This is a genomic window from Amycolatopsis sp. NPDC088138 (genome assembly GCF_044741685.1).
In the GTDB taxonomy this organism is placed as follows: Bacteria; Actinomycetota; Actinomycetes; order Mycobacteriales; family Pseudonocardiaceae; genus Amycolatopsis.
This window is the reverse complement of record NZ_JBIUTB010000007.1, coordinates 791,640-814,242: the sequence shown is the minus strand read 5'-3', so window position 1 is coordinate 814,242 and position 22,603 is coordinate 791,640. Positions and strand designations below refer to the sequence as shown.

The window sequence follows — 22,603 nt, the reverse complement described above, 5'->3', positions numbered from 1 at the left end:
TGGCGTGGCGCTCCCCCATTGGACGCCCCAGCAGGTTCTGCCGCCGGGCCGCCACGCCTGCGACCTCGCCGACGTCTACGAGCGCCTGGTCTTCGACGCCCCGCACCAGAACGACCGCGAGATCCTGTTCAGCGCGCTCAACAGCTACCTCGGCGTCGCCCGCCGGATCATGCCGTCCGGCCGCGCGTGGGTCGGCGGGGAGCTCGTCACCCGCACCGCGCACCCGCCGCGCGGCCTCGACGTCGTCCTCATCCCGGACGAGTGGGGCGCGCTGAAGCGGCTCGACGACGAGGGCCGCTCGGCGCTCTACGGCCTGCTCACCCTGCGCGGCGTGATCGTCGGGCAGCCGGCGATGTACCTCGACCAGGTGCAGCCGGTCGGCGGCATGCTGGACGGCTTCCTCTGCCGCCCCGGCGACGAGGACACCTGGGCCGAGGTCTGGGCCGCGGGTGGCAAGGGCTACCCGGAGATGATCTGGTGAGGAACGAGTTCCGGCGCATCGCCGACGAGATCCCCGGTGGCACCTGGCTGGACGACCTGGCGCGCGCGTCGGCGATGGCGGCGAACGCCAAGTTCGAACGGACGTCCCGCTCGCCGCTGCTGCACGTCTCGGTGATCGGCGAGCAGCACATCGACGCCTACACCTTCTCCGACATCAGCCGGGCCCTGCAGGACGCGACGGCGAAGATCGGGCACATCATCCGGAACCCGTCGGGCGAGGTCACCATCGTCCAGCAGGCCGACCGGGACAAGGCGCCGCTGATCCAGCGCGGCCAGGCGGGCAACGCGATCTTCTTCGGCTTCCCCGAGCTCGACGTCGCCGACGACGCGCTGATCGTGGACGGCATCGAAACGCTGTCCGAGCGGGCCGTGAAGGAGCTGTGCGACTTCCTGCCGGCCAACGGCTCGGACGACGGCGCGCTCGACGCCGTGCTGCTGCAGCGCGACACCGTCCGCAACGCCGTCAGCGACATCGTCAACGCCGTCGCGAAGAACGCCGGCATCGGGATGGCCCTGACGCCGACCGCGGGCGAGCAGGTCACCCGCAGCATGACCACCGAGCAGGCGCGGATCCTCCAGGGCAGCCTCCGGGAGTCGCGCGAGGCCGTCGGCTACGAAACGGTGCGCGGGCGGCTCGACGGCGTGCGCACCCGGCGCCGGATCTTCTACCTCGACCGCGAGTCGGGCGGGACCATCCAGGGCGCGGTGGCCGAGGACCTGCTGGACGAGATCAAGGAGAACCTCGACCACCCGGTGACCGCGCGGCTGCGGGTCGTGCGGACGACCACGATCGACGGCCGGCGCGGCCGTCCGGTGTTCGAGCTCCTCGAAATCACTCCCGAAGTGAGTCTTTTCGACTGAGAAGTCTGAAATAGGGCATTCGCTTTGCGCACACGACCCGACACTCGTCGTAGGCCTCACGGCGGTGTCGGGACGTCCGTACCATATTTACGATACCGGCCGTGAGGTCGCGATAGTCCGCGTTCAACAGTGGGAACTCCGATATTCTTCCCATTGATCACCGGGCCACACCCTGCGCGCGCGGTCAGGAAATACCGATACCTGGCGCGAAATGGTGGGACAATGACTTTTTCCAGAATGTAACAATTTCGTTCTGGCGCACACTTATGGGTTAACGTCGTCGCACTCGCACCCGAAGGGGCACGCATGATGACCGACCCGCAGTACCCGCCGACCACCGCGCGCCACGGCAGCAGGCCGGCGCCGCCGGTGACGGCCACGGAGCGTCGTCAGGCGAACGCGAAACCCGCACGGAACATCCTGGCGATCGTCGGCCTGCTGCTCGGGACAGCCGCCCTGATCATCGCTTTTGTCCCGGACATCGGGTTCGTCGCGTGGCCCCTGGGCGGGATCGGGCTGGTCCTGGGCGTCATCGGACTGGTCCAGGTCAAGAAGGGCACCGTGGGCGACCGCGGGCTGGCGATCACCGCCACCGCCGTCTCGGTCGTGGCGCTGCTCGCGACCGCCGGGATGCTGCTCTACTCGACGTTCCTGGGCGGCGGCGCCTCCGGCCTGCACATGCCCGCGGCGGGCGGCGACAAGCACACCGTGGTCTTCGAGGTGACCTCCGCCGGCGGCGCGACCGTGCGCTACGGCAGCCTCAGCGACCAGCGCACGGAAAACGCGCCCGCGAGCACCGACGCCTGGCACGGCCAGGCTTCCTACAACAATGGTTCCTATTTGCTGACGCTCACCGCGGACACGCGCAATTCGCAGACCTACAACGATATCGCGTGCTCCATTTCCGTCGACGGCAAGAAGGTCGCGGAGAACAGCGGGACGACGATCGCGCTCTGCACGGCGAACGTGAGCTGAGCCTGGCGACCGGCCGGCCTACCCCCATCTCGGCCGGCCGGCCCGCCACGAGCCGCTCCTGGCGGCTCCCGCCCCGGCCGGGGTTTCCCCCGCGGGGCCTGGCGCCGGCGTCACAGCCTGCCCCCTCCCCGAGGGCTACGCCGGCACCGCCGAACCTACGCGGACGGCGGAGGCGGGCACTAAGAATCCACTAAGGATTGTCCGGCTCGGCGCGGGCCGTGACCCATTCGCAACAACCGAACTTCCCCACAAATGTGGCTCACCGCCGCTGACCTGTCGAAACGCGGCGGACGCGGCTATTCATCACTGCAGTTCGGCGAGTTCGCCGCGCACTTCCCCGACGAGCTTCGGGTGCACCCGCTCGTAAATGCGAACGGACATCGCGAGCTGTTCCCGCGCGCCGTCCACGTCGCCTTTCGCCCGCAGAACGCGCCCGAGGGTCAGCCGCAACGCGCCTTCGCGCGCGACGCACTCGTGGCCGACGGCGAGGTCGATCGCCTCCCAGGCGTAGCGCTCGGCCGCGAGCTGGTCACCGGCCAGGAGGCTCAGCTCGGCCAGGGTGCCGAGCGAGCCGGCGACCCGGTCGCCGTCGCCCAGCTCGCGGTCGATCCGCAGCGCGGCGAGCTGGTGGCCGAGCGCGTCGGAGAACCGGCCCGCCCGCTTCTCCGCCTCCGCGCAGCTGCTGAGCGCCTGCCCGAGCAGCACGGTGTCGCCAGTGCTCTCCGCGACGGCCGCGCGCAGCCGCTCGACGGCCTGCCGGTGGTCGCCGAGCCGGCTCAGCGCGCGGCCGAGCTGCAGGTCGGCCGCCGTGACGAGCCGGTTGTCGTCGAGGCCGGCGGCCAGCTCTCGCGCCCGCTCGGCGTCGGCGAGACCGGCTCCCGGCAGCTCGAAGGTCAGCGCGATCTCGGTGCGCGTGAGCCGCAGCCAGCACTGCCCGGCGACGTCGCCCGCGGCCTCCGCGGCGGCGACGCCGAGGTCGGCCATCCGCGTCCACTCGTCGAGCAGCGGGCTCGCGACGCGATAGGTGTGCCCGAGCAGGGCCAGCTGCCAGACGTCCTCGTGGCGGCCCGCGGCGTACGCGGCGTCGAGCACCGCCAGCAGGTTCGGCCACTCGGCCGCGAACCACGCCTGCGCCTCGGCGAAGCCCGGCAGCGGCGGCAGCACGTCGTCGGTGAGCACACGGGAGAAGTCGAGCCGGTCGGCGACGCGGGCGAGCCGGCGACGCGCCCGGTCGGTCACCGCCTGGTAATAGCGGATCGTCCAGCCGAGCGTCGCTTCGCGTTCCTTCTCGTCGAGCCCCTGCTCGGCCAGTTCGCGCAGGTAGAGCCAGACGAGGTCGTGCGGGACGAAGGCGTCGCGGGCGGTCTCTTCGATGAGGTTGTGCGCGGCCAGCGCGCGCAGCCGGCGGCGGGCCTCGGCCACCGGGATCTGCGCGACGGCGGCCATCAGGTGCGGCCCGACCATCACCCCGGGCACCCCGCCCAGCTGCAGGAACGTCTCGGCGATCTCGTCCGGCAGGCCGCGGAAGGAGACGTCGAACGCCGCGCGCACGCCGTCGTCGGCGCCGTCGACCTGCAGCCCGGCCAGCCGCGTGCGCTCGTTGCCCAGCTCGTCGACGAGCTCCTCCGCGGTGCGCTGCGGGCTCGCCGACAACCGGGCTCCGGCGATCCGCAGCGCGAGCGGGAGGTAGCCGCACAGCCGCGCGAGCGTGTGGTTGTGGCCCGCCGGGCCGGCCAGCTCCTCGATCAGCCGCACGGCGTCGTCGGGGGCGAGCGTGCCGAGCACCCGCTGCTTGGCCACGTTCGACACCGCGAGCCCGTCGAGGCGCGAGCGGCTGGTCACCACCGTCATCGTGCGCGCGCTCGGCGGCAGCAGCGGGCGCACCTGCTCGGCGGTGCGGGCGTCGTCGAGCAGCACGAGCATCCGGCGCCCGGCGATCAGCGACCGGTACAGCGCGACGCGCTCGTGCAGCAGCTCCGGGATCTTCGCGGTTTCGACGCCCAGGCCCAGCAGGAACTGCGTGAGCAGCTCGGCCGGCTCCAGCGGCGGGTGGTGCGGGTCGAAGCCGCGCAGCGAGGCGAACAGGACGCCGTCCGGGAACCGGGACGCCACGCGGTGGGCCCACCAGACGACCAGCGTGCTCTTGCCGACGCCGGCGGTGCCGGTGACCACGGCGATCGTGGTCTCGCCCGCCTCGGCCCGGGTGACCAGCGCGTCGAGCCAGGCCAGCTCGTCGGTGCGCCCGGCGAGGCTCGGCACCGCGGCCGGCAGCTGCGAGATCGCCTTCGCGTGCTCTTCGACCGGCGCCGCGAGGTCGTCGTGGAGGATCCGCTCGTGGAGCCAGCGCAGCTCGGCGCCGGGTTCGACACCCAAGGTGGCGACGGTGGCGCGGGAGACGGTCCGGTACAGCTCGAGCGCGTCCCCGCGGCGCCCGGCGTGGTACAGCGCCCGCATGAGCTGACCCGCGGTGCGCTCCTCCAGGGGATCGGCGATCGGGCTGAGCTCGACGATCAGCTCGGCGTGCCGGCCGAGGTTCAGGTCCGCGTCGACGCGGGCACCGTGCACGGCCCGGCGCAGCTCCGCCAGCTCGGGCGCCCGGACGGACTCGGGCACCCCGCCCAGCACCGGCCCCTGCCACAGCGCGAGCGCCTCGGCCAGCAGCGCGGCCGCGGTTTCGGGACTGGCGACGGACGCGCGCTCCAGGAGGGCCCGCGCCCGGTGGACGTCGATCCGGCCGGGCTCGACCACCAGGCGGTAACCCGGTGGCGTGGTCAGGATGTTCGCGTCACCCCGGAGTTCACGCAGCACCCGGCGCAGGTGGGACACGTTGCCGTGGACGATGGTCCGGGCGGTCGCGGGCGGGTTGTGACCCCAGAGCGCGTCGATGATGTCGTCGAGCGCGACGACCTTGCCGGGCTGCAGGGCCAGGAGCGCGACCAGGCCGCGGACCCCGGGTCCGCCGATGGGGACGGGGACGTCGTCGGCGAAGAGCTGGACGGGCCCGAGCAGCTGGAAGCGGATTTCGGCCATGCTCGCGCCCACCTCCCCGGGGTTCACGGTGAACTTACCGTGATCGCCAGCTGACGAATACCACCCGGTCGTGAACGCCGCAGGCCTTTCACCAGGAAGTTCGTGGCTCTGCGGATTCCGCAGCGGGGGCGCGACACCCGTGCGACTTCCTCCGGACATGACACGACCCCGCACCATCGGTCCCGATCCGCTGGTGCGGGGTCGTGCTGTGCTGTCCCGGGGCTTCGCCCCGAGCCGGGGGCTCCGCCACCCGGAGCCCCCGAAAGCACTTTGAACTCCGGCCGGGCCGCCAGGGGGCGCGGTCCGCCCGCCGTCGCCGTGAGCGACCGGGCGGGGTGGGCTCACCCCGAGCGAAGCACCCGCCGGTCGTCCGCGAAGACGTCTCTCGCGTGGGCCACACGCCCGCGCGGTGGCGACACGGTAACAAAGCGCACCGGATCAGTCACCGGCGGGTTGCGGCCTCGCTGATCAGCGCGAGATGGGTGTCGTGTCGCGGCCCGCAATGAAGGACGGGCGCGGCACGCTCGCGGCGTACGGCTCGTCCAGGGCGTTCTCCACGCTGTTGAACACCAGGAAGATGTTCGAGCGCGGGTACGGGGTGATGTTGTTGCCCGAGCCGTGCATGATGTTCGAGTCGAACCACAGGGCCGACCCGGCCTGCCCGGTGAACTGGTCGATGCCGTGCTCGGCCGCCATCTTCGTGATGTCGTCCTCGTTCGGCACACCCACCCGCTGGTCCTTGAGGGAGCTCTTGTAGTTGCCCTCCGGCGTCTCGCCGGCGCACTGGACGAACGTCCGGTGCGAGCCCGGCATGATCATCAGGCCGCCGTTGAACGGGTAGTTGTCCGTCAGCGCGATGGAGCAGCTGACCGCGCGCGGGGACGGCATGCCGTCCTCCGCGTGCCAGGTTTCGAAGTCCGAGTGCCAGTAGAACCCGGTGCCCTTGAACCCGGGCATGTAGTTCACCCGGCTCTGGTGGACGTAGACGTCGGAGCCGAGCAGCTGACGCGCCCGGTCCAGCACGCGGGGATCGCGCACCAGCTCCGAAATCAGGTCCGAGATCACGTGGACGTCGAAGATCGACCGGACCTCGCCGGTCCGCGCTTCGCTGATCACGCGCTCGTCCCTGGCCAGCTCGCGGTCCGAGGACAGCCGCACCAGCTCCTGCCAGTACGCCTGGACCTCCCCGACCGACAGCAGGTCGTCGACCACGGTGTACCCGCGGGCCTCGTGGTTCGCCAGCGTTGCGGCGTCGATCGGACCGTCGGCCTCCGTACCCCACACGGTGGGGTGCACGCGCGGAAGGTGTTCCGGCGTTCCGGTGATCCGGGTCGGGTAACCGTCGTCGACCCGGGTGTCCGTCAGCGTCACGGGCTTCGCCTCCTGTGTCCTCTCCGGTTCTGCTTACGATTCCTCGGTGATCAGCGGGTAGACGCCGTTCTCGTCGTGCACCTCACGGCCGGTCACCGGGGGGTTGAACACGCACACGCACTTGATCTCGGTCCGCGGCCGGACCTGGTGCTTGTCGTGGTCGTTGAGCAGGTACAGCGTGCCGGGCTTGAGCTCGTGCACCTTGCCGGTGGCGAGGTCCTCGACCTCACCCTCGCCCGAGGTGATGAACACGGCCTCGATGTGGTTCGCGTACCAGAAGTCGTTGACGGTCCCGGCGTAGAGCGTGGTCTCGTGCACCGAGAAGCCGACGCCCTCCTTCGCCAGGATGATGCGCTTGCTGCGCCAGTTCTCGGTCTTGATGTCGGCGTCGGTGTCGGTCACCTCGTCGAGCGTGCGAACGAGCACGTCGTTCTCCTCTACTTGTTCAGGACGGCCTTGACGGACTCGTCGATGATGGACAGACCCTGCGTCAGCTCGTCGTCGGTCAGGGTCAGGGGCGGCAGCAGCTTCATGACCTCGCCGTCCGGACCGGACGTCTCCATGAGCAGGCCGCGGGCGAAGGCCTCGGCGCAGACGCGCCCGGCCAGGTCGCCGTTTTCGAACCCGAGGCCGCGAGCCAGGCCACGGCCCTTCGCGACCAGGTTCGCCTCGGGGTAGGCCTCGACCAGGCCGGAGAACGCGCTGGCGATGCGCTCACCCTTGGCCTTGGTCGACTTCTCGAGCTCGTCGTCGCTCCAGTAGACGTTGATCGCCTCGGTGGCGGTGACGAACGCCGGGCTGATGCCGCGGAAGGTGCCGTTGTGCTCACCCGGCTCCCAGACGTCGAGCTCCGGCTTGATCAGCGTCAGCGCCATCGGCAGGCCGTAGCCGCCGATCGACTTCGAGAGGCAGACGATGTCCGGCGAGATCCCGGCGTCCTCGAAGCTGAAGAACGGGCCGGTGCGGCCGCAGCCCATCTGGACGTCGTCGAGGATCAGCAGGATGTTGTGGCGCTTGCAGAGGTCGTCGAGACCCTTCAGCCACTCCAGGCGCGCGGCGTTGATGCCGCCCTCGCCCTGGACGCCTTCGACGATCACCGCGGCCGGCTCGTTGAGCCCGCTGCCGGAGTCCTCGAGGAGCTTCTCGAAGTAGAGGAAGTCCGGCATGGCGCCGTCGAAGTACGCGTCGTACGGCATCGGCGTGGCGTGCACCAGCGGGATGCCCGCGGCGCCGCGCTTCATCGAGTTGCCGGTGACCGACAGCGCGCCGAGCGTCATGCCGTGGAAGGCGTTGGTGAAGTTGATGACCGACTCCTTGCCGGTCACCTTCCGCGCGAGCTTCAGCGCGGCCTCGACGGCGTTCGCGCCACCCGGGCCCGGGAACACGACCTTGTAGTTCATGTTCCGCGGGTCGAGGATCTTGTCGCGGAAGGTCTGCAGGAAGTCGCGCTTGGCCACGGTGTACATGTCCAGCGCGTGGATGACGCCGTCACGCTGGATGTAGTCCACCAGGGCCTGCTTCAGCGCCGGGTTGTTGTGCCCGTAGTTGAGCGCCCCCGCGCCGGCGAAGAAGTCGAGGTAGGCCTTGCCGCTTTCGTCGTACAGCCAGCTGCCCTGCGCGCGGTCGAACACGACCGGCCAGCCGCGGCTGTAACTGCGTACTTCCGACTCGAGCTCTTCGAAGATGCTCATGACGTTTCTTTTCTCCTACTCGCCCGGATCTTTGCGTACCGATAGCGGACCGATGCGGTAAAGCTCTTCGGCCAGGTGCCCGGCTTCGGGGAATTCGTCCCCGCCGAACAGCACGCTGGTTTCCACCGTGGCGTTCCAGCGCTTCGCGAACGACGTGAACAGCCGGATGGACGCTTCGTTGTCCGGGGTGATGGTGGTCTCGAGGTAGCGCACCCCCTGCGCCGTGAGCCGCGTGTACAGCGCGTCGAGCAGGGCCCCGGCCAGGCCCTTTCCTCGTTGCGACGCGTCGACCGCGACCTGCCAGACGAGCGCGGCCTCGGGCTCGCCGGGACGGCGGTAGGCGATGACGAATCCGACCGCCCTGCCGTCCTCGCGCGCGACCACCGATGTCTCGGCGAAATCGCGGCACCACAGCATGTATGCGTACGGCGAGTTGAGATCGAGCTTGGCGGAATCACGCGCGATTCGCCACAGCTCCGCGCCGTCCGCCTTGGTCGGCGATTCGATCAAGTGCGTTACGGACATACTCAGGAAACGTAACAGAGAATTTTCCGGCCGCCAGCGACGCAGCTCACGACCCCCGCGATGACCTGGGGCGACGTGGAGTACCCGGTGAGGAGTCCCACAAACGTGTTTGACCGGAGAAGTTCTTGGGCACACGGGCGTCCTGGTCGCGCACCCGTGGCCGGCGACCTACCCGCACCATGAACCCCCGGCGCGAAGATCGCAAGGCGCCGGGCCGAATCCGGGTGGCCGACCTCACGTCACTTTCACGTGAAAGTGCCGGCCTCAGGACTGACGGCGGTGCCGGAGCCGCCGCCAGACGGCGTTCACCGGCATGACCACCGCCGGGAGGATCAGCAGCCCGGACACGACCAGCCACCACACCGCGCCGTCGCCGCGGCGCCAGCCGGCCACGACGTTGCCGAGCCAGCCGAAGAACGGCCGCGCGATCGGGGGCAGGAACGCCGCGAGCAGGAGCGCCACCACGGCCAGCGCCCCCAGCACCGTGAACACCCGGCGCGGGGCCCGGCCCATCGTGAGGACCGCCGTCGCCAGGTAGACGACCGCGCCGGCGAGCACGGGCAGGCCGATCCACGACAGCACCACACTGCCGTTGCCGCCGATCACCACCCCGGCCAGCAGGGTGAGCGCCGCGGCCACGATCGAGCCGGCCGCCCCCGCGCGCGACGCGTGCCCCGCGATCCTCGCCGCGACGCGGCTGACGGTCCGCAGGATGCGCGCGACCGTCTGCGGCCAGCCCGCGGGCAGCCGGAACGCGACGGTGCCGGCGTTCACCGCGGCGGCACCCAGCGCGACCACCGTCCGGGTCAGGCGCGCGGTGCCCTGCTCCCCGGCGAGCCGCTCGGCCGAGACCCGGCAGGCCTGGAACTCCCGCTGCGCGCCCGCGGCATCCGCGTCGACCTGGGTTTTGAGCTGGGCGAGCGCGGCACCGATACCGGCTTCGTCCTTGCGGTCGTAATCCGCCGCGAGGGAGACGACCGGCAGCTCCTCGGCGGCGATCTGCGCCTGCCGGGTCCGCGCCAGGACCATCGCCGTCACCGGCATGCTGATCGGGCGCTCGGTCCCGAACTCGGCCGGCTTCAGCGCGGAGTCCAGCCCGAGGAACGCCAGTTCGGCGCTCAACTGCTCCGTCAGCTGCTGGATCTCGGCCGCCTCGCCGTTGTCGGCGCGCTGCGGCTCGCGCCAGAAGGGCGTCAGCGCCGCCGTCAGTTCGTCGCGGAACGCCTCGGGCCCGATCAGGTCGCGCAGGGTCTCCAGCCGCGCCGGGTCGAGCAGGCACTGCACCAGCCAGCCCGCGCCGTCGACGCGGCCCCACATCCAGTCGCTGGCCCGCCACGGCGCCTTGTAGAACGCGCCGAAGTAGTCGGCCTGCATCCCGGTCAGCTTGTCCCCCGACCGGCGCCGCTTGAGGTCCAGCAGCGTCCGTGAATCGGCGCTGACCTGCACGAGCTCGACCCGCTGGTCGACCGACGGCGCCTGCGCGAGCAGCCCGCGCGTCGCGACGTGCAGGCCGAGCAGCCGCGCCTGGACGACGTCGTCGCCCCCGGTGCCGAGGTCCAGCCAGTCCAGCAGCGTGGTGACCGTGTCGTCGTCCGCCGGCTTCGCGGTGGCCAGCGCCCGCAACGTCGGCGCCGCGGACCGCAAGGCCGTGACGACCATCGGCCACGCCTGCGCGACCGCGTCCGAGCGGCCGAGCCCGGCCCATTCCCGCGCGAGCTCGCGGATCCACACCTCGAGGGTGCTGCTCGCGCCGGGCCCGGCGTGCGCGGCGATCCACTGCGCCAGCCGCACGCCCCGCGCCGACGTCCGCCGCGCCGCGTGCAGCCCGGCCCGCGCCGCGTTGAGCTCCTTGGCCTCCGCGGGTTCCGGGCCGAGCCGGAAGCCGGCGTTGATCAGCTGCAGCCCGGTCGCCACGGCGTCGTCGACCGCGCTGGTGCGGTAGGCGACCAGGTCAGGCACGCTCACCCCGGCCGACGGTGGTCCGGGCGGGATACCGGTCTTGAGGCCCTCGACGGCGACACTGCGCAGCTGCTGCGACATCCCGGACGCCCACTCGCGGTCCTCGGTGTCCACATCGGACAGTGCGTACCGGCGTGTCGCCACCTGGACCAGCTCGGCGGCGTCTTCGGCCGTCCGCCGGTCCAGGTACGCCGTCGCCAGCCGCTCGTCGACCAGCGCCGCCGGACCACCGCGCAGGCCGAGCGCGGCCAGCGAGAGGCGGGTGTCGCGGGTGCGGACGACGGCGTCGTTGTGCCGGGTCAGCTCCTCCAGCTCGGCGCTGATCGACTGGCTCATCACCGTCGAGACGACCCTGCTCATCGCGCTCGACAACAGCGGCGGGCTCGCCGGGTCGCAGTCGATCGCGACGGTGTCCCGTTCACCGGTCGGCACCACGTAGAGCAGCAGCCGCCGGACGTCCGAATGGGACGGGCGCTCGAAGATCTCCCGCAGCGCCGGCCGCAGCGGTTTGTTGAGCAGCACCCCGCCGTCGGTCAGCCAGTGCGACCGGGTCAGGTCGGTGTAGGCGGTCATGTCGGGGTGCAGCTCGTCGGCGACCTCGGTGCCGATCGGCATCCGGGACAGCTCGAACGCGCCGGGGAACGAGGCGGTGGAGCGCGCGGCGAGCGCCAGCGGCCCCTCCACCCCGTTCGTCCACAGTGGACCGTCGAAGCGGAAGAGCATCCGGTGTTCGGTGTCGCGCACCAGGTTCCCCAGCGCGTCGTCGAACCGGGTCGTCTCGCCGTCGACCATCGTGCCGGTGAGCAGCACCGTGACGTCCGGCGGTTCGGCGGGCGGGGTGCCGCACCCGGCGATCGTCCGCAGCGCCGACCTCACGTCACCGAGCAGGACGCGGTCGCCGTCCAGGATCGACCGCGGCTCCCGCTCCAGCGGGTCGCGGATCAGGTTCTCCAGGGACCCGGTCTCGATCCAGGTGTCGCGCAGCACCTGCGGTGTCGAGCCGAACGCCTCGGCCAGCCCGAGGCAGGCCGCGTTGATCCCGCCGGCGCTGGTGCCGGTCAGGACGTCGAGCGACACCTTGGCGCGCAACAGATCCAGCAGCCCGCGGTAAAGCCCCGCCTCGGCTTCGCCCCGGGACTCCCGCAGCAGCTGGGAGGTCTCGGTGGCGACGCCGCCCATCCAGATGGCGAGGCTGGAGCCGCCGACCATGGTCATGGCCAGGCGGATCTCCTGCTGCCACGGTTCCGCTGTCTCAGCCATGGGCTCCCCTGCCCGTCGTAGTCCCGACGCACATTAGAGGCGCGAGGTGAGCGCGGGGATACGTACAGGTGTACGGCCGTTCGGGTGGACCTCGATCGGCCTGTCAGCCGCCCACCGTGACCACCACCTTGCCGAACTGGCCGTTCGCCTCGAGGTACCGGTGCGACTCGGCGACGTCGGCCAGGTCGAACGTCCGGTCCACGCGGGGCCGGAAGGTGCCCGCGCGGACGCCGGCCCGGATGAAGTGGCCCGCCCGGTCGAGGCGTTCGGAGTTCATGGTCAGCTCGAACGCGTTGAACATCCGCATGGTCGGCGGGGTCCACAGCGGGAACGGTGTCTCGGGGACGTCGAGCGCGCCGTAGACGACCAGCGTGCCGCCCGCCGCCGTCGCGTCGGACAGCGCGCGCACGCCCGGGCCGGCGACCGCGTCGAAGACGAAGTCCGCGCCGTGGCCGCCGGTGACCTCGCGGGTGCGGGCCACGACGTCCTCGTCGTCGGTGACGATCACGTGCGCCGCGCCCGCGTCCAGCAGCCGCTGCTTCTTCGCCGCGGTGCGCGTCGCGGCGAGCGGGATCGCGCCGATGTGGTTGACGACGTCGATCGTCGCGAGGCCGACGCTGCTCGACGCCGCCGTGATCAGCACGAAGTCGCCGGGACGCACGTGTCCTTCGTCGACGATCGCGCCGTACGCGGTGAGGAACGGCCCCCACAGCGCGACGGTTTCGGTGGCGTCGAGCCCTTCCGGACGCCGGAGCACCGCCGACGCGGGCACGACCGCCGCCTCGCCGTAGACGCCGTAGTTCCGCATCGAGAAGCCCGCGACCGTGCTGACCGCGTCGCCGACGGCGAACTCCGTGACGCCCTCGCCGAGGGCCTCGACGATCCCAGACGCCGAGTAACCGAGCTTGGCCGGGAACTCGTCCGGGCGCTCGAAGTAGGTGCCGGAGCGGAACATCGCCTCGGCCCGGTTGAGCCCGATCGCCTCGACCCGCAGCCGCAGTTCGCCGGGACCCGGCGCGCCGAGGTCGACGTCCACGAGCTCCAGCACTTCCGGTCCGCCCTCGGCGGCGAACCGCACTGTCTTCGTCATTCTCCGATTCCTTTCGGTTGGCTCGGAATCGATCGTGGACCGGCGGCGTTTCCGCTGGAAGACGGCACTTTTCTGGTACGACGGCACACGACTGTTACGAACGAGGTCAGGGCGATGGACAACACCGAAACTCTTCCGGCCGACATGTGCTCCCTGCGCGAGGTGCTGGACCTGGTGGGCGACAAGTGGGCGATCCGGGTGCTCGTCCGGCTCGGCGACGGCCCCCGCCGGTTCAGCGAACTGGAGCGCGCCCTCGACGGCGTCTCCCGGCGAATGCTGTCCCTGACACTGCGCGGCTTGGAGCGCAACGGCTTGGTGACACGCAAGGTCTACCCGGAGGTCCCACCGCGGGTGGAGTACACGATGACGGCGCACGCGGCGGAACTGGACGAGCCGCTGCACGCTCTTTCGGCGTGGGCGGCGAAGCACCGGGAGAAGGTGGGCGCGGCGAGGCGCGCGTACGACGCCTGACAGGAGGAATCCGACCTCCCACGCCTGAGACCTCGGCTCGATTAGCATCCGGGAATGCCGACGGCAGATCTACGAGTTTTCAGCTGCACCAGTGGCTACAACGCGGCTGGCGAACACGTACTCGACAAAGCTGAAATCGTCGAGCGACGAGATATGCCGATCGAGGTTCCCCAGCTCCTGCAAGTCAATGCTTTGGCTGCACCACTTCGCCGTCGGCTGGCATACCGGGTCAAGCAGTACGAGCTGAACCTCGTGCTCAGCTTCCTGACCATTCCGCGGGCCGGCAGGGTCGCCGCTCGGACAACGGACCTGAGGGCGACTGCCCGACACATCAGCGCGTTTGTCACCGAGTCCGTCGGAATGGGCATGCTCACCGCGACCATGCGCGACTTCCACCATTGGAAGGGCGATCACGACCACCTCGAGCACTTCGACGCGTTACCCAGCGACATCGCCGGCGCCTACCGGCAGCAGCGTGGCGTTCGCCCGGACCTGCTCTTCCGGGACCCAGCGGCGCTGGACAGCGGAATGGCAGGCGAGGCACGCGGACGAACGACAAGGCCGCCGAAGTCCCCGCAACCACTGGTGGCGCAGCGGCGCCGGCTCGATGAGATCCTCGGCTGGTCCGCGCGCCAGGCCTACCACCCTGTGACGATGGCGTGGACCTGTCTCGGAGGGCCTGGTGTCGGCGTTGACCTGTTCGACATCACGTTCCCACCCCCATCACATCGACGACCCGCGCCACCGGACCCCAGCCCGCCCAAACGGCCGGTTCCAGAAGAGCAACCCGCTCGACCTGCACACCCGACCGACCGATCAGATACCACCGAGGCCGTCGAACGCGAACGACGTGAGTACCAAAGTCTGCCCCGAGACAGCGACTCCGATGGTCCGTACGTTTTCGAGGCTGAGCGGGCGTTGTCGGTGAACGCCTTCACCGCTATCGAGCACCTCTATCAAACCGCGCCACGAGGGGACGAGACGCAGATCTTCAACGACGAACCAGTGCGGGGTGACTGGGTTTCCGCGGATCTCATCGGACAGTCGAACATTCAACTCTTCCTCGGTGTCCTCGCCGACGAGCCGCCTCCGACACTTCAAAGCGCTCTTCGCGCGCGTCGCAGGAGGTTCGAGGCGGCCTACGACGAGATCCAGGTCGATGTGTTCGGACGCCTGATCGTCGCGGTGTCCTTGGACAGCCGGTTCGCACCGCCGTGGCGGGAAATCGCTACTCGTCTCGGCCAAGGATAAGCGCCTAAGCCGCCAGGTGCTCCAGCAGCAGGACCTGTGCCTCACCGACCGCGAAGCCCAGCACCGCGCCCGTCGCGATGAGGATCCATTCGTCCTGCTCGAAGGCCGGGCGTAGGAGGCGCTCGAACTCGTGCGGGGACAGCTCCTTCATCTTCGACACCAGGACGTTGCGGATGTCCATCGCGTCCGTCGCGTAGTCCTCGATGTAGCGCATGGTCTCCGGCAGGCGGTTCATGATCTGGGACGCGATCGAGAGCTTCATGTCCTGGTACCTGCGGCTGCCCACGGCGAACACCACCAGCGGCCGCGCGACGCTGCCGAGTTCCTCATCGAGCTGGCGCTGGATCAGCGCGAGGACGCGGTCGGACAGCGGGCCGTGCAGGATCGCCTCGATGACGTTGTGCGGCGTGATGATCTCCTTCGCGATCAGCTCGCCGTACGCCTCCGCGACCTCCTTGCGCCGCTTGAGGAACAGGCCCTGCCACTCGACGCCGAAGTACTTGCGCGGCTCGATCGGGTAGAAGATCATCCGCAGCGCGAGCCAGTCGGTGAACCAGCCCGTGAACAGGCCGAACACCGGCATGATCAGCGGGAACTTGAACAGGATCCAGGCGATCATCTGGATGACGCCGATCGCGCCGCCGAAGACCAGGCCCGACCGGGCGATGAACTTGAACTCCTGCGCGCCGGCCTCCTGGAAGATCCGGTTCAGCAGCCGCTTGTCCTTGACCAGGCTGGTGACCACCATGCCCTTGAGGTCGAACACACTGTCCACATCGGACTTGATCAGGTCGAGCACGGCGGCGACCATCCGCGGCGACTCGTGCTGGACGCGCTCGATCACCAGTCGCTGCACCCGCACCGGGAGCGACTCCCAGAGCCCCGGCTGGTAGTGCCCGGCGACCTCGCGCACGATGTCCTCGACGCCCGCCAGCAGCGGTTTCTCGATCTCCTTGGCGATACGGGAAGCGTCCAGCCGCGCGACGACCTCGGCCGGCTTGATCAGCTGCTCGGTCATCGTGTCGCAGGCGATGCTCGCCATCCGCGCGGCGCGCTTCGGCACGATGCCCTGCCACCCGAAGAACGGCTTGACGCCGATGAACTCCACCGGCTGGAACATCATCCGGATGGCGACGAGCTTGGTGCCGTAGCCGATCAGGGCCGCGACGATCGGGATCGAGACGTAGAGGGGCCAGTGCTGGGCGAAGTCGGCGACGATGCCGGCGAGGAACGACCCCATCCGCTCAACCCAAGCTCGGGTCGCAGGCCTGCCAGAACTCCGCGCCGAGGCGCGAGACGTGGATCGTGCGTTTGACGAACTTCGCCCGCTTGACGTGCTTCTCCGCGTCGCGCACGGTCTCGTCCGTCATCAGGATCTCGTACTGCGTCTCCAGCGCCGGGACCTCTTCGTCGAGGTCGACCAGGCCGAGCCCGATCAGCCGGGTGACGTAGCCGGGCACCTGGTCGGGCAGCGACACCCCGGCCGCCTTGCCGACGGTCGAGGCGTTGCGCAGCACGAGCCGTCCCGCGCCGCCGAGGCCGGTGCGCTCGGCGACGTCGATCGCCGGGAACGGCGAGCCGTCGGACAGCGCCGACAGGATGCGGGCCTCGTCCGGCGTCAGCTGGCGCAGGATGATCGCGTAGAAGTACTCGCGGGCGCGGTCGCGGCCGAAGCCGATGGAGTGGTTGAGCAGCTCGGCCATCGCGGCGCGCAGCGGCTCGACGTGGTTGTCGCGCGCGGGCACCAGGGTGACGGTGGCCTCGATCGGCCTGCTTCCCGTGACCTGCGGGCGGTTCATCGCGGACGCCGCGGTCAGCGCCGCGTGGTACGGGTCGTCCACCTCGTCGAGGCGCCGGCGCAGCTCGGACAGCAGCTGCCGCTCCACCTGCCGTACCCCGCGTTCGGCGGTCTCGACGCCGGGCAGCCGGCGCGTGAACGCGAACCCGGTGCGTGCGGCCCAGCCGGCCAGCTGGCCGGCGCGGCGGGCCAGGTCGGCCACCTCGTCGCCGGTGCCCCGGCCGTTCGGTCGCTCTGCGTTCACGGGCGGACTCCCCTCTGCTTACGCGGTGATGCTACCTGCGGGTAGGCCGAATGGTCGTGTGACGACCGGCATGATGTGCGACATGAATCCTTGGGGCCCGCCGATCGACGTCCTCCCGTATTTCTCGAAGGAGGAGCAGTCGCTGATGACGCTGCTCGGCGCACTGACCGAGGAGGACTGGACGCGGCCGACGATGTGCACCGGCTGGTCGGTCAAGGACATCGCGGCCCACCTGCTGGGAGACAAGGTCGGCCGGCTGTCCCGCGGCCGCGACGACCACGAGTCCGACGGCCCGCGCTCCGGCGAGGCGTTCCCGCGGTTCATCGACCGGATCAACGAGGAGTGGGTCGTCGCGTGCCGCCGCCTCTCGACGGACGTCCTGCTCACGATGATGTACGAGTTCATGGGCCAGACCACCGAGTACTGGGCGAAGCTCGACCTCGACGTCCTGGGCGAGCCGGTCAGCTGGGCGGGCGACGAGCCGGCGCCGCGCTGGCTGGACGCGGCCCGCGACTATTCGGAGTTCTGGGTCCACCACGTCCAGCTCCGCGAGGCCCTCGAGCACACGCCGCTGGAGGCCGAGTACGCCGAGCCGATCGCCGACACGTTCGTCCGCGCGCTGCCGCACACCCTGCGCGACGTCGACGCCCGCGTCGGCAAGCAGGTCGGCTACACGGTCACCGGCAAGGGCGGCGGCAAGTGGCACGCCCGCCGCGAGCGCGACGGCTGGGTCCTGGACAGCGGCGCACCGCCGTCCCGCACCCCGCTGGCCGCCGTGACGACGGACCTGGACACGTTCTGGCGGCTCTGCACCCGCAACAAAGCGGACCTCGGCCGCGTCAAGACTTCGGGGGACGAAAACGTTTGCGCGGTCGTCCTCGGCATGACGTCGATCATCGTCTGAGCCGTCAGCGGCGCGGGCGGCGAGCCTGCTTCCGCAGCTGCAGGATCCGGGCGCCGCCGATCAGCGCGACCAGTGCCGCGCCGCCCAACGCCGAGAACAGCATCGCGATGGCCAGCGGCAGGCTGCCTTCGGCGCCGAAGAAGTGGACCGTCGCCGGGTCGAGGTTCTGCAGGATGAAGACCAGCAGCACGGTCAGCACGAGCAGGCCGGCGATCACCGCGACCCAGGTGCCGCTGATCCGCGTCGGGCGGGCCTTGCCGCGGCCCGCAGAAGACCCTGCGGACGACCCCGTGCCGACGCGCGTGGGCGCCGGGCGCACCGGCGTCACCTCTTCCGGGCCTGGACGCACATCGCCCGCGCGCTGTTCGGCGGGCTCCAGCGCACCCTCCGGAACCTCGGTTCCGGGCAGATCCTGGCTGGTGGGGCCGGTGGCGTCCCCGCGCGCGTGCGTCATGTCCTCAGTGTCCGCCCAGCACGCGGGGAGCGCCGCGTCAAACCCCCTAACGGGCGAACGCGTCGACGTCCCGGAGCACGCGGAGCGTGTTCTTCCCGGCCAGTTTGGCGCAGTCCTCGTCACTCCACCCACGGTCGAGCAGCGCGGCGAACAACACCGGGTACTTGGACGTGTCCTCGAGCCCCTCCGGCAGCGTGCCGACGCCGTCGTAGTCGCCACCGAGGCCGATGTGGTCGATCCCGGCGACCTCGCGCGCGTGCTCGACGTGCGCGACGACGTCCTCGACCGTCGCCTTCGGCTTGACCGGTCCGTCCCAGCCCTCGGCGAACTTCCCGCGCTGACCGAGGTTCCGGAAGTCCTGGCCCGCCTCCGCCATGGCGGCCTTGAGCTGCTGGTCCCAGGCGGAGACCTTCGGCGAGATGAACGCAGGCACGAAGGTGATCATCGCGACGCCGCCGTTGCCGGGCAGCTGCGCGAGGACGTCGTCGGGGATGTTGCGGGGGTGGTCGTTGACCGCGATGCACGAGGAGTGGCTGAAGATCACCGGCGCCGAGCTGACCTCGAGCGCCGCGCGCATGGTCGACGGCGCGACGTGCGAGAGGTCGACCATCATGCCGATCTTGTTCATCTCGCGCACGACGTCGCGGCCGAACTCGGTGAGCCCGCCGTGGACCGGCTCGTCGGTGCCCGAGTCGGCCCAGGTGGTGTTGAAGTTGTGCGTCAGCGTCATGTACCGGACGCCGAGGCGGCGCAGGGCCCGCAGCACGCCGAGCGACCCGGCGATGCTGTGCCCGCCCTCGGCGCCGAGCAGCGACGCGATCCGGCCGTCGGCGAACGCGGCCTCGGCCTCGTCCGCCGTGTCCACCAGCCGGAGCCGGTCCGGGTAGCGCTCGGCCAGCTGGTGGACGATCTCGATCTGCTCCAGCACGGCGGTGACCGCGCTGTCGCCCTCGAACTGACACGGCACGTACACCGACCAGAACTGCATGCCGAGCTTGCCCTCGGCGAGCTTCGGGAAGTCGGTGTGCAGTTCGGGCTGCCGGACGGTCAGGTCGAGCGAGCCGACCGCGTCGACCGGGTTGGCGCCACCGTGCTGCCGCAGCTCCCACGGCAGGTCGTTGTGCCCGTCGGCGAGGATGACCCCGTCCAGCAGTGTGGTAGCACGCTGTAGTGCCTCGTTAGTCATCATTCGATCTTAGGGTGACGCCGTATACGCTCCGTACAATCGCTACACCGCAAGCCACTTCGCCGCCGCGTGGACACCGTCCACAGTGACCTGATGGCCGCCGGGGTGACGATCCGTGACGACGTCGGCACCCCGCTCGCGCAGCAGCCGGATCAGCTCCTCGGTGGACGCCAGCGGCGCCATCGGGTCGTGTTCGCCGTTGGCCAGGAAGATCCGCGACGCGCTCAGGTCGTGTGACGGCGGGTCCGGCACCGGCGACATCGCCGCGAACAGCGCGGCTTCGCGCACGACCTCGGGCCGCAGCAGCGCGACGGCGGCCGCGATGTTGGCGCCGTTCGAGAAGCCGACGGCGACCAGCCGGCGGTCGCCGAAGCCGTACTTCTCCCGCGCCTCGACGACGAAGTCCGCCAGCTCGTGCGCCCGCTCGACGACGTCCTCGTGGTCGAAGACGCCTTCCTCGAGCCGCCGGAACCAGCGTGCGGCGCCGTGCTCCGACACCGGCCCGGCCGGGGCCAGGGTCGCGGCGCCCGGGGCCAGCTCGCGCGCCAGGCCGAGCAGGTCGTCCGGGCCGCCGCCGGTGCCGTGCAGCAGGAGCAGCACCGGCGCGTCCGGCGCGCCTTCGACGTACTTGTGGACCAGTGTCATGACAGCTCCGGGTTGTTCTCGGTGGGGAGGTTCAGCTTCGGGAGCATGTGCTGGATCTCTTCGCGGCGCGGCTCCAGCCACGGCGGCAGCTTGAGCGCGCGGCCCAGCTCCAGCAGCGGCTCGTCGATGGCGAACCCCGGCTCGTCGGTCGCGACCTCCAGGAGCGTGCCGCCCGGCTCGCGGAAGTAGATCGAGCGGAAGTACTGACGGTCCAAAATGGACGTCACGTTGACGCCCTTGTCGACGAGCTCCGCGCGCCAGGTCTTCTGCGTCTGTTCGTCCGGCGCGCGCCAGGCCACGTGGTGCACGGTGCCGGCGGCGACCAGCCCGCGCGGCGCGTCCGGCGTCACGAGGACGTCGACCAGCGCGCCCGGCCCGCCGTCACCGGCGGCGAAACGCAGGCGGTTGCTCTCCTGGGTGGCGAAGCTGAGGCCGAGGCCGTCGGTCAGCATGCCCGCGGTGGCGTCCTCCTGGTTCACCGACAGCGTCACCGAGTGCAGGCCGCGGATCGCGTGCTCGGCGGGCACCAGCTCGGTGTCCCACGGGTCACGCGGATCGCCCTGCGGGTGCGCGACGAGCGCGAGCTGCAGGCCGTCCGGGTCGCGGAAGGTCAGCGTGTCCTCGTTGTCGGCGTTGCGGACCTGGCCGGTCTCGATCTTCTGAGCGTCCAGGTGCTGCTTCCACCAGCCGATGGACGACTCCGGCACGGAGAACGACGTGGTCGTCGCCTGGCCGGTGCCGTGCCGGCCGCTCGGCGCGTCGGGCCACGGGAAGAACGTCATCAGCGAGCCCGGCTTCCCGGAGCCGTCGCCGTAGTAGAGGTGGTAGGTGCCCGGATCGTCGAAGTTCACGGTGGTCTTCACCAGCCGCAGACCGAGGGTCCGGAGGTAGAAGTCGGCGTTGCGCTGCGGGTCGCCGCCGATGGCGGTGACGTGGTGCAGGCCGGACGTCTTGATCGACATGGGTGCCTCCTCAGGACAAGGTAACCCTAGAACCTCTCGCGCGCAAGATATATTCCGGGCAGACTCTCCGGTAGGCTGTGACCGTGACACCCGATCCGAACACGGACGACGACGAGATCGTCACCTGGTGGGGCCTGGTCATCGAGGGGTACCTGGCCACCCAGGACAAGCTGATGGGCGAGATCGCCGAGCGCTTCGGCCTCGCGCCCGCGTCGTTCGACATCCTGGTGCGGCTGGTCCGCTCGCCCGAGCACCGGATGCCGATGACCCGGCTGGCGACCGAGGCCGCGCTGTCCAGCGGCGGCTTCACGAAGGTCGCGGACCGGCTGGTGGCGGCCGACCTGATCTGCCGCGTCCCGAGCCCGGACGACCGCCGCGTGACCTTCGCGTCGCTGACCGACCACGGCCTGGAGGTGGCGAACAAGGCCCGCGCGGCCGCGGCGGACATCCTGCGCCGGATCGTCCTGTCCCCCCTCGGCGACGACGCGGCCGGGCTCGCCGAGGCGATGCGCACCCTGCGGGCGTTCAACGGCGAGTGAGCCGGTTCAGGAAGTGGCCGGTGCCGTCCACATCGCCAGCAGCTCCAGCGCCGACGCCGCCGGGCTCGCCGGCTCGGGACTGAACGCCACCAGCCGCTGCCCGGTCTCCCCGGGCAGGTCGAAGTGCTCGAACCGCAGGGTCAGCTCGCCGACGACGGGGTGCCGGAAGCGCTTGCTCCCGTGCGTGCGCTGCCGAACGTCCCGCCCGGCCCACCACGTCCGGAACGGCTCGCTCTTCATCATCAGCTCGCCGAGCAACGTCGCGAGCGCTTCGTCGTCGTAGTGCCGACTGGTCGCCAGGCGCAGCGCGCCGACGGTCGCCCGCGCGACCTCGGGCCAGTCAGCGAACCGCTCTTCGCTGGCCGCGTCGAGGAAAGCGAAGCGGGCGAGGTTGCGCTCGCGCGGCGTCACCGCGGCGAAGTCGAAGAACAGCTGGGCGGCCAGCGAGTTCCAGGCCAGGACGTCCATCCGGTGGTTGATGACCAGCGCCGGGATCCGGTCCATCATGGCGAGCAGCTGCGTCAGCTCGGGGCGGACGCGCTCGGGCCGCGGCCGCCCCGAAGGCCGCGGGCGGGCCAGGCCGTCGAGGTAACGGCGCTCGTCGACGTCGAGGCGCAGCGCGCGGCCGATCGCGCCGAGCACGGCTTCCGACGGCCGGGAAGCGCGCCCCTGCTCGAGCCGGACGTAGTACTCGACGCTGATCCCGGCGAGCGCGGCGACCTCCTCCCGCCGCAACCCGGCGACGCGACGGCGGGTGTCGGCCCGGCCGGGAGCGATCCGGGCCCGGCGCGACTTGAGGAACCGGCCCAGCTCGTTGTGCTCGCTCATCAGGCCAGTGTGCGACACCCGTGCGGTTCGAGCGTGGTCCTGCCAGTACCAGTAACGG

General features: G+C 70.7%; 21 protein-coding genes. 7 read left to right on the top strand and 14 right to left on the bottom strand.

The features are described from left to right. The first annotated feature begins 4 nt into the window (after positions 1-4). The 3 genes from ACIOD2_RS40585 (at position 5) to ACIOD2_RS40575 (ending at position 2,337) form a co-directional block, all read left to right on the top strand. Positions 5-481 (top strand): DUF6932 family protein, encoded by a 477-nt coding sequence (locus tag ACIOD2_RS40585; protein WP_400550456.1) that lies wholly within the window; start codon positions 5-7, stop codon positions 479-481. Continuing rightward, positions 478-1,362, top strand: a complete 885-nt coding sequence (locus ACIOD2_RS40580) for a hypothetical protein (protein ID WP_247058625.1) — start codon at positions 478-480, stop codon at positions 1,360-1,362. The genes ACIOD2_RS40585 and ACIOD2_RS40580 overlap by 4 nt, the downstream gene beginning before the upstream one ends. A 306-nt stretch (positions 1,363-1,668) precedes the next feature. Beyond that, entirely contained in the window at positions 1,669-2,337 is a 669-nt protein-coding gene (locus ACIOD2_RS40575; RefSeq protein ID WP_400550454.1) for a DUF4190 domain-containing protein, read from the top strand. Positions 2,338-2,640: 303 nt separating this feature from the next. Here the strand turns inward: ACIOD2_RS40575 and ACIOD2_RS40570 are convergent, their stop codons facing one another. The 7 genes from ACIOD2_RS40570 to ACIOD2_RS40540 form a co-directional block, all read right to left on the bottom strand. Beyond that, positions 2,641-5,367 (bottom strand): BTAD domain-containing putative transcriptional regulator, encoded by a 2,727-nt coding sequence (locus ACIOD2_RS40570; protein ID WP_400550452.1) that lies wholly within the window; start codon positions 5,365-5,367, stop codon positions 2,641-2,643. Positions 5,368-5,835: 468 nt separating this feature from the next. After that, positions 5,836-6,738, bottom strand: a complete 903-nt coding sequence (gene thpD, locus ACIOD2_RS40565) for an ectoine hydroxylase (protein ID WP_400550450.1) — start codon at positions 6,736-6,738, stop codon at positions 5,836-5,838. Positions 6,739-6,771: 33 nt separating this feature from the next. Further along, complete coding sequence (locus ACIOD2_RS40560; protein WP_400550448.1) at positions 6,772-7,164, bottom strand: ectoine synthase; 393 nt, start codon at positions 7,162-7,164, stop codon at positions 6,772-6,774. Between the two features lie 11 nt (positions 7,165-7,175). Continuing rightward, complete coding sequence (gene ectB, locus ACIOD2_RS40555) at positions 7,176-8,429, bottom strand: diaminobutyrate--2-oxoglutarate transaminase (RefSeq protein ID WP_400550445.1); 1,254 nt, start codon at positions 8,427-8,429, stop codon at positions 7,176-7,178. 15 nt (positions 8,430-8,444) lie between these two features. After that, positions 8,445-8,999, bottom strand: coding sequence for a diaminobutyrate acetyltransferase (gene ectA, locus ACIOD2_RS40550; protein WP_400550682.1), 555 nt, complete (start codon positions 8,997-8,999; stop codon positions 8,445-8,447). Positions 9,000-9,218: 219 nt separating this feature from the next. Further along, positions 9,219-12,173 carry a patatin-like protein gene (locus ACIOD2_RS40545; RefSeq protein WP_400550443.1) on the bottom strand — a complete coding sequence of 985 codons (2,955 nt, stop codon included), beginning with the start codon at positions 12,171-12,173 and terminating at the stop codon, positions 9,219-9,221. Between the two features lie 103 nt (positions 12,174-12,276). Continuing rightward, complete coding sequence (locus tag ACIOD2_RS40540; RefSeq protein WP_400550441.1) at positions 12,277-13,263, bottom strand: zinc-dependent alcohol dehydrogenase family protein; 987 nt, start codon at positions 13,261-13,263, stop codon at positions 12,277-12,279. A gap of 114 nt (positions 13,264-13,377) precedes the next feature. Here ACIOD2_RS40540 and ACIOD2_RS40535 point away from each other — a divergent pair, with 114 nt between their 5' ends. Beyond that, entirely contained in the window at positions 13,378-13,734 is a 357-nt protein-coding gene (locus ACIOD2_RS40535; protein WP_400550439.1) for a winged helix-turn-helix transcriptional regulator, read from the top strand. A 54-nt stretch (positions 13,735-13,788) separates the two neighbouring features. Further along, positions 13,789-14,985, top strand: coding sequence for a hypothetical protein (locus tag ACIOD2_RS40530; RefSeq protein WP_400550437.1), 1,197 nt, complete (start codon positions 13,789-13,791; stop codon positions 14,983-14,985). 4 nt (positions 14,986-14,989) lie between these two features. Here ACIOD2_RS40530 and ACIOD2_RS40525 read toward each other — a convergent pair whose 3' ends face one another. After that, positions 14,990-16,225: a DUF445 domain-containing protein gene (locus ACIOD2_RS40525; protein WP_400550435.1), complete on the bottom strand. Its 1,236-nt coding sequence runs from the start codon at positions 16,223-16,225 to the stop codon at positions 14,990-14,992. A gap of 4 nt (positions 16,226-16,229) precedes the next feature. Further along, the gene (locus ACIOD2_RS40520; RefSeq protein ID WP_392757103.1) at positions 16,230-17,027 is read right to left on the bottom strand and encodes an Abi-alpha family protein; all 798 of its coding nucleotides are present in this window, start codon (positions 17,025-17,027) and stop codon (positions 16,230-16,232) included. A gap of 82 nt (positions 17,028-17,109) precedes the next feature. Between ACIOD2_RS40520 and ACIOD2_RS40515 the strand changes: the two genes are divergently transcribed. Further along, a complete protein-coding gene (locus ACIOD2_RS40515) occupies positions 17,110-17,931 on the top strand; it encodes a maleylpyruvate isomerase family mycothiol-dependent enzyme (protein WP_400550433.1) in 822 nt (273 codons plus the stop codon). A gap of 4 nt (positions 17,932-17,935) precedes the next feature. Here the strand turns inward: ACIOD2_RS40515 and ACIOD2_RS40510 are convergent, their stop codons facing one another. Genes ACIOD2_RS40510 through ACIOD2_RS40495 form a run of 4 tightly spaced genes read right to left on the bottom strand, consistent with a single transcriptional unit; the run spans position 17,936 to position 21,178 of the window. Beyond that, positions 17,936-18,385: a lipopolysaccharide assembly LapA domain-containing protein gene (locus ACIOD2_RS40510; protein WP_400550431.1), complete on the bottom strand. Its 450-nt coding sequence runs from the start codon at positions 18,383-18,385 to the stop codon at positions 17,936-17,938. 46 nt (positions 18,386-18,431) lie between these two features. After that, positions 18,432-19,571, bottom strand: a complete 1,140-nt coding sequence (locus ACIOD2_RS40505) for a dipeptidase (protein ID WP_400550429.1) — start codon at positions 19,569-19,571, stop codon at positions 18,432-18,434. Between the two features lie 42 nt (positions 19,572-19,613). After that, positions 19,614-20,216 carry an alpha/beta hydrolase gene (locus ACIOD2_RS40500; RefSeq protein WP_400550427.1) on the bottom strand — a complete coding sequence of 201 codons (603 nt, stop codon included), beginning with the start codon at positions 20,214-20,216 and terminating at the stop codon, positions 19,614-19,616. Beyond that, positions 20,213-21,178, bottom strand: a complete 966-nt coding sequence (locus ACIOD2_RS40495; RefSeq protein WP_400550425.1) for a ring-cleaving dioxygenase — start codon at positions 21,176-21,178, stop codon at positions 20,213-20,215. Before ACIOD2_RS40495 ends, ACIOD2_RS40500 begins: the two co-directional genes overlap by 4 nt. A gap of 83 nt (positions 21,179-21,261) precedes the next feature. Between ACIOD2_RS40495 and ACIOD2_RS40490 the strand changes: the two genes are divergently transcribed. Then, on the top strand, positions 21,262-21,717 hold the full coding sequence (locus ACIOD2_RS40490; RefSeq protein ID WP_400550423.1) for a MarR family winged helix-turn-helix transcriptional regulator: 456 nt from the start codon (positions 21,262-21,264) through the stop codon (positions 21,715-21,717). Positions 21,718-21,723: 6 nt separating this feature from the next. On the opposite strand, the gene ACIOD2_RS40485 is transcribed toward ACIOD2_RS40490, so the two are convergent. Continuing rightward, a complete protein-coding gene (locus ACIOD2_RS40485) occupies positions 21,724-22,545 on the bottom strand; it encodes a helix-turn-helix transcriptional regulator (RefSeq protein ID WP_400550421.1) in 822 nt (273 codons plus the stop codon). Between the last annotated feature and the right edge of the window lie 58 nt (positions 22,546-22,603).

Excerpts from the sequence above, each read along its gene's own strand:
- ACIOD2_RS40485 (WP_400550421.1), bottom strand. The coding sequence starts at position 22,545 with ATGAGCGAGCACAACGAGCTGGGCCGGTTCCTCAAGTCGCGCCGGGCC.
- ACIOD2_RS40570 (WP_400550452.1), bottom strand. The coding sequence starts at position 5,367 with ATGGCCGAAATCCGCTTCCAGCTGCTCGGGCCCGTCCAGCTCTTCGCC.
- ACIOD2_RS40530 (WP_400550437.1), top strand. The coding sequence starts at position 13,789 with ATGCCGACGGCAGATCTACGAGTTTTCAGCTGCACCAGTGGCTACAAC.
- ACIOD2_RS40525 (WP_400550435.1), bottom strand. The coding sequence starts at position 16,225 with ATGGGGTCGTTCCTCGCCGGCATCGTCGCCGACTTCGCCCAGCACTGG.
- ACIOD2_RS40495 (WP_400550425.1), bottom strand. The coding sequence starts at position 21,178 with ATGTCGATCAAGACGTCCGGCCTGCACCACGTCACCGCCATCGGCGGC.
- ACIOD2_RS40500 (WP_400550427.1), bottom strand. The coding sequence starts at position 20,216 with ATGACACTGGTCCACAAGTACGTCGAAGGCGCGCCGGACGCGCCGGTG.
- ACIOD2_RS40515 (WP_400550433.1), top strand. The coding sequence starts at position 17,110 with ATGAATCCTTGGGGCCCGCCGATCGACGTCCTCCCGTATTTCTCGAAG.
- ACIOD2_RS40505 (WP_400550429.1), bottom strand. The coding sequence starts at position 19,571 with ATGACTAACGAGGCACTACAGCGTGCTACCACACTGCTGGACGGGGTC.
- ACIOD2_RS40540 (WP_400550441.1), bottom strand. The coding sequence starts at position 13,263 with ATGACGAAGACAGTGCGGTTCGCCGCCGAGGGCGGACCGGAAGTGCTG.
- ACIOD2_RS40545 (WP_400550443.1), bottom strand. The coding sequence starts at position 12,173 with ATGGCTGAGACAGCGGAACCGTGGCAGCAGGAGATCCGCCTGGCCATG.
- ACIOD2_RS40510 (WP_400550431.1), bottom strand. The coding sequence starts at position 18,385 with ATGACGCACGCGCGCGGGGACGCCACCGGCCCCACCAGCCAGGATCTG.
- ectB (WP_400550445.1), bottom strand. The coding sequence starts at position 8,429 with ATGAGCATCTTCGAAGAGCTCGAGTCGGAAGTACGCAGTTACAGCCGC.
- ACIOD2_RS40535 (WP_400550439.1), top strand. The coding sequence starts at position 13,378 with ATGGACAACACCGAAACTCTTCCGGCCGACATGTGCTCCCTGCGCGAG.
- ACIOD2_RS40575 (WP_400550454.1), top strand. The coding sequence starts at position 1,669 with ATGATGACCGACCCGCAGTACCCGCCGACCACCGCGCGCCACGGCAGC.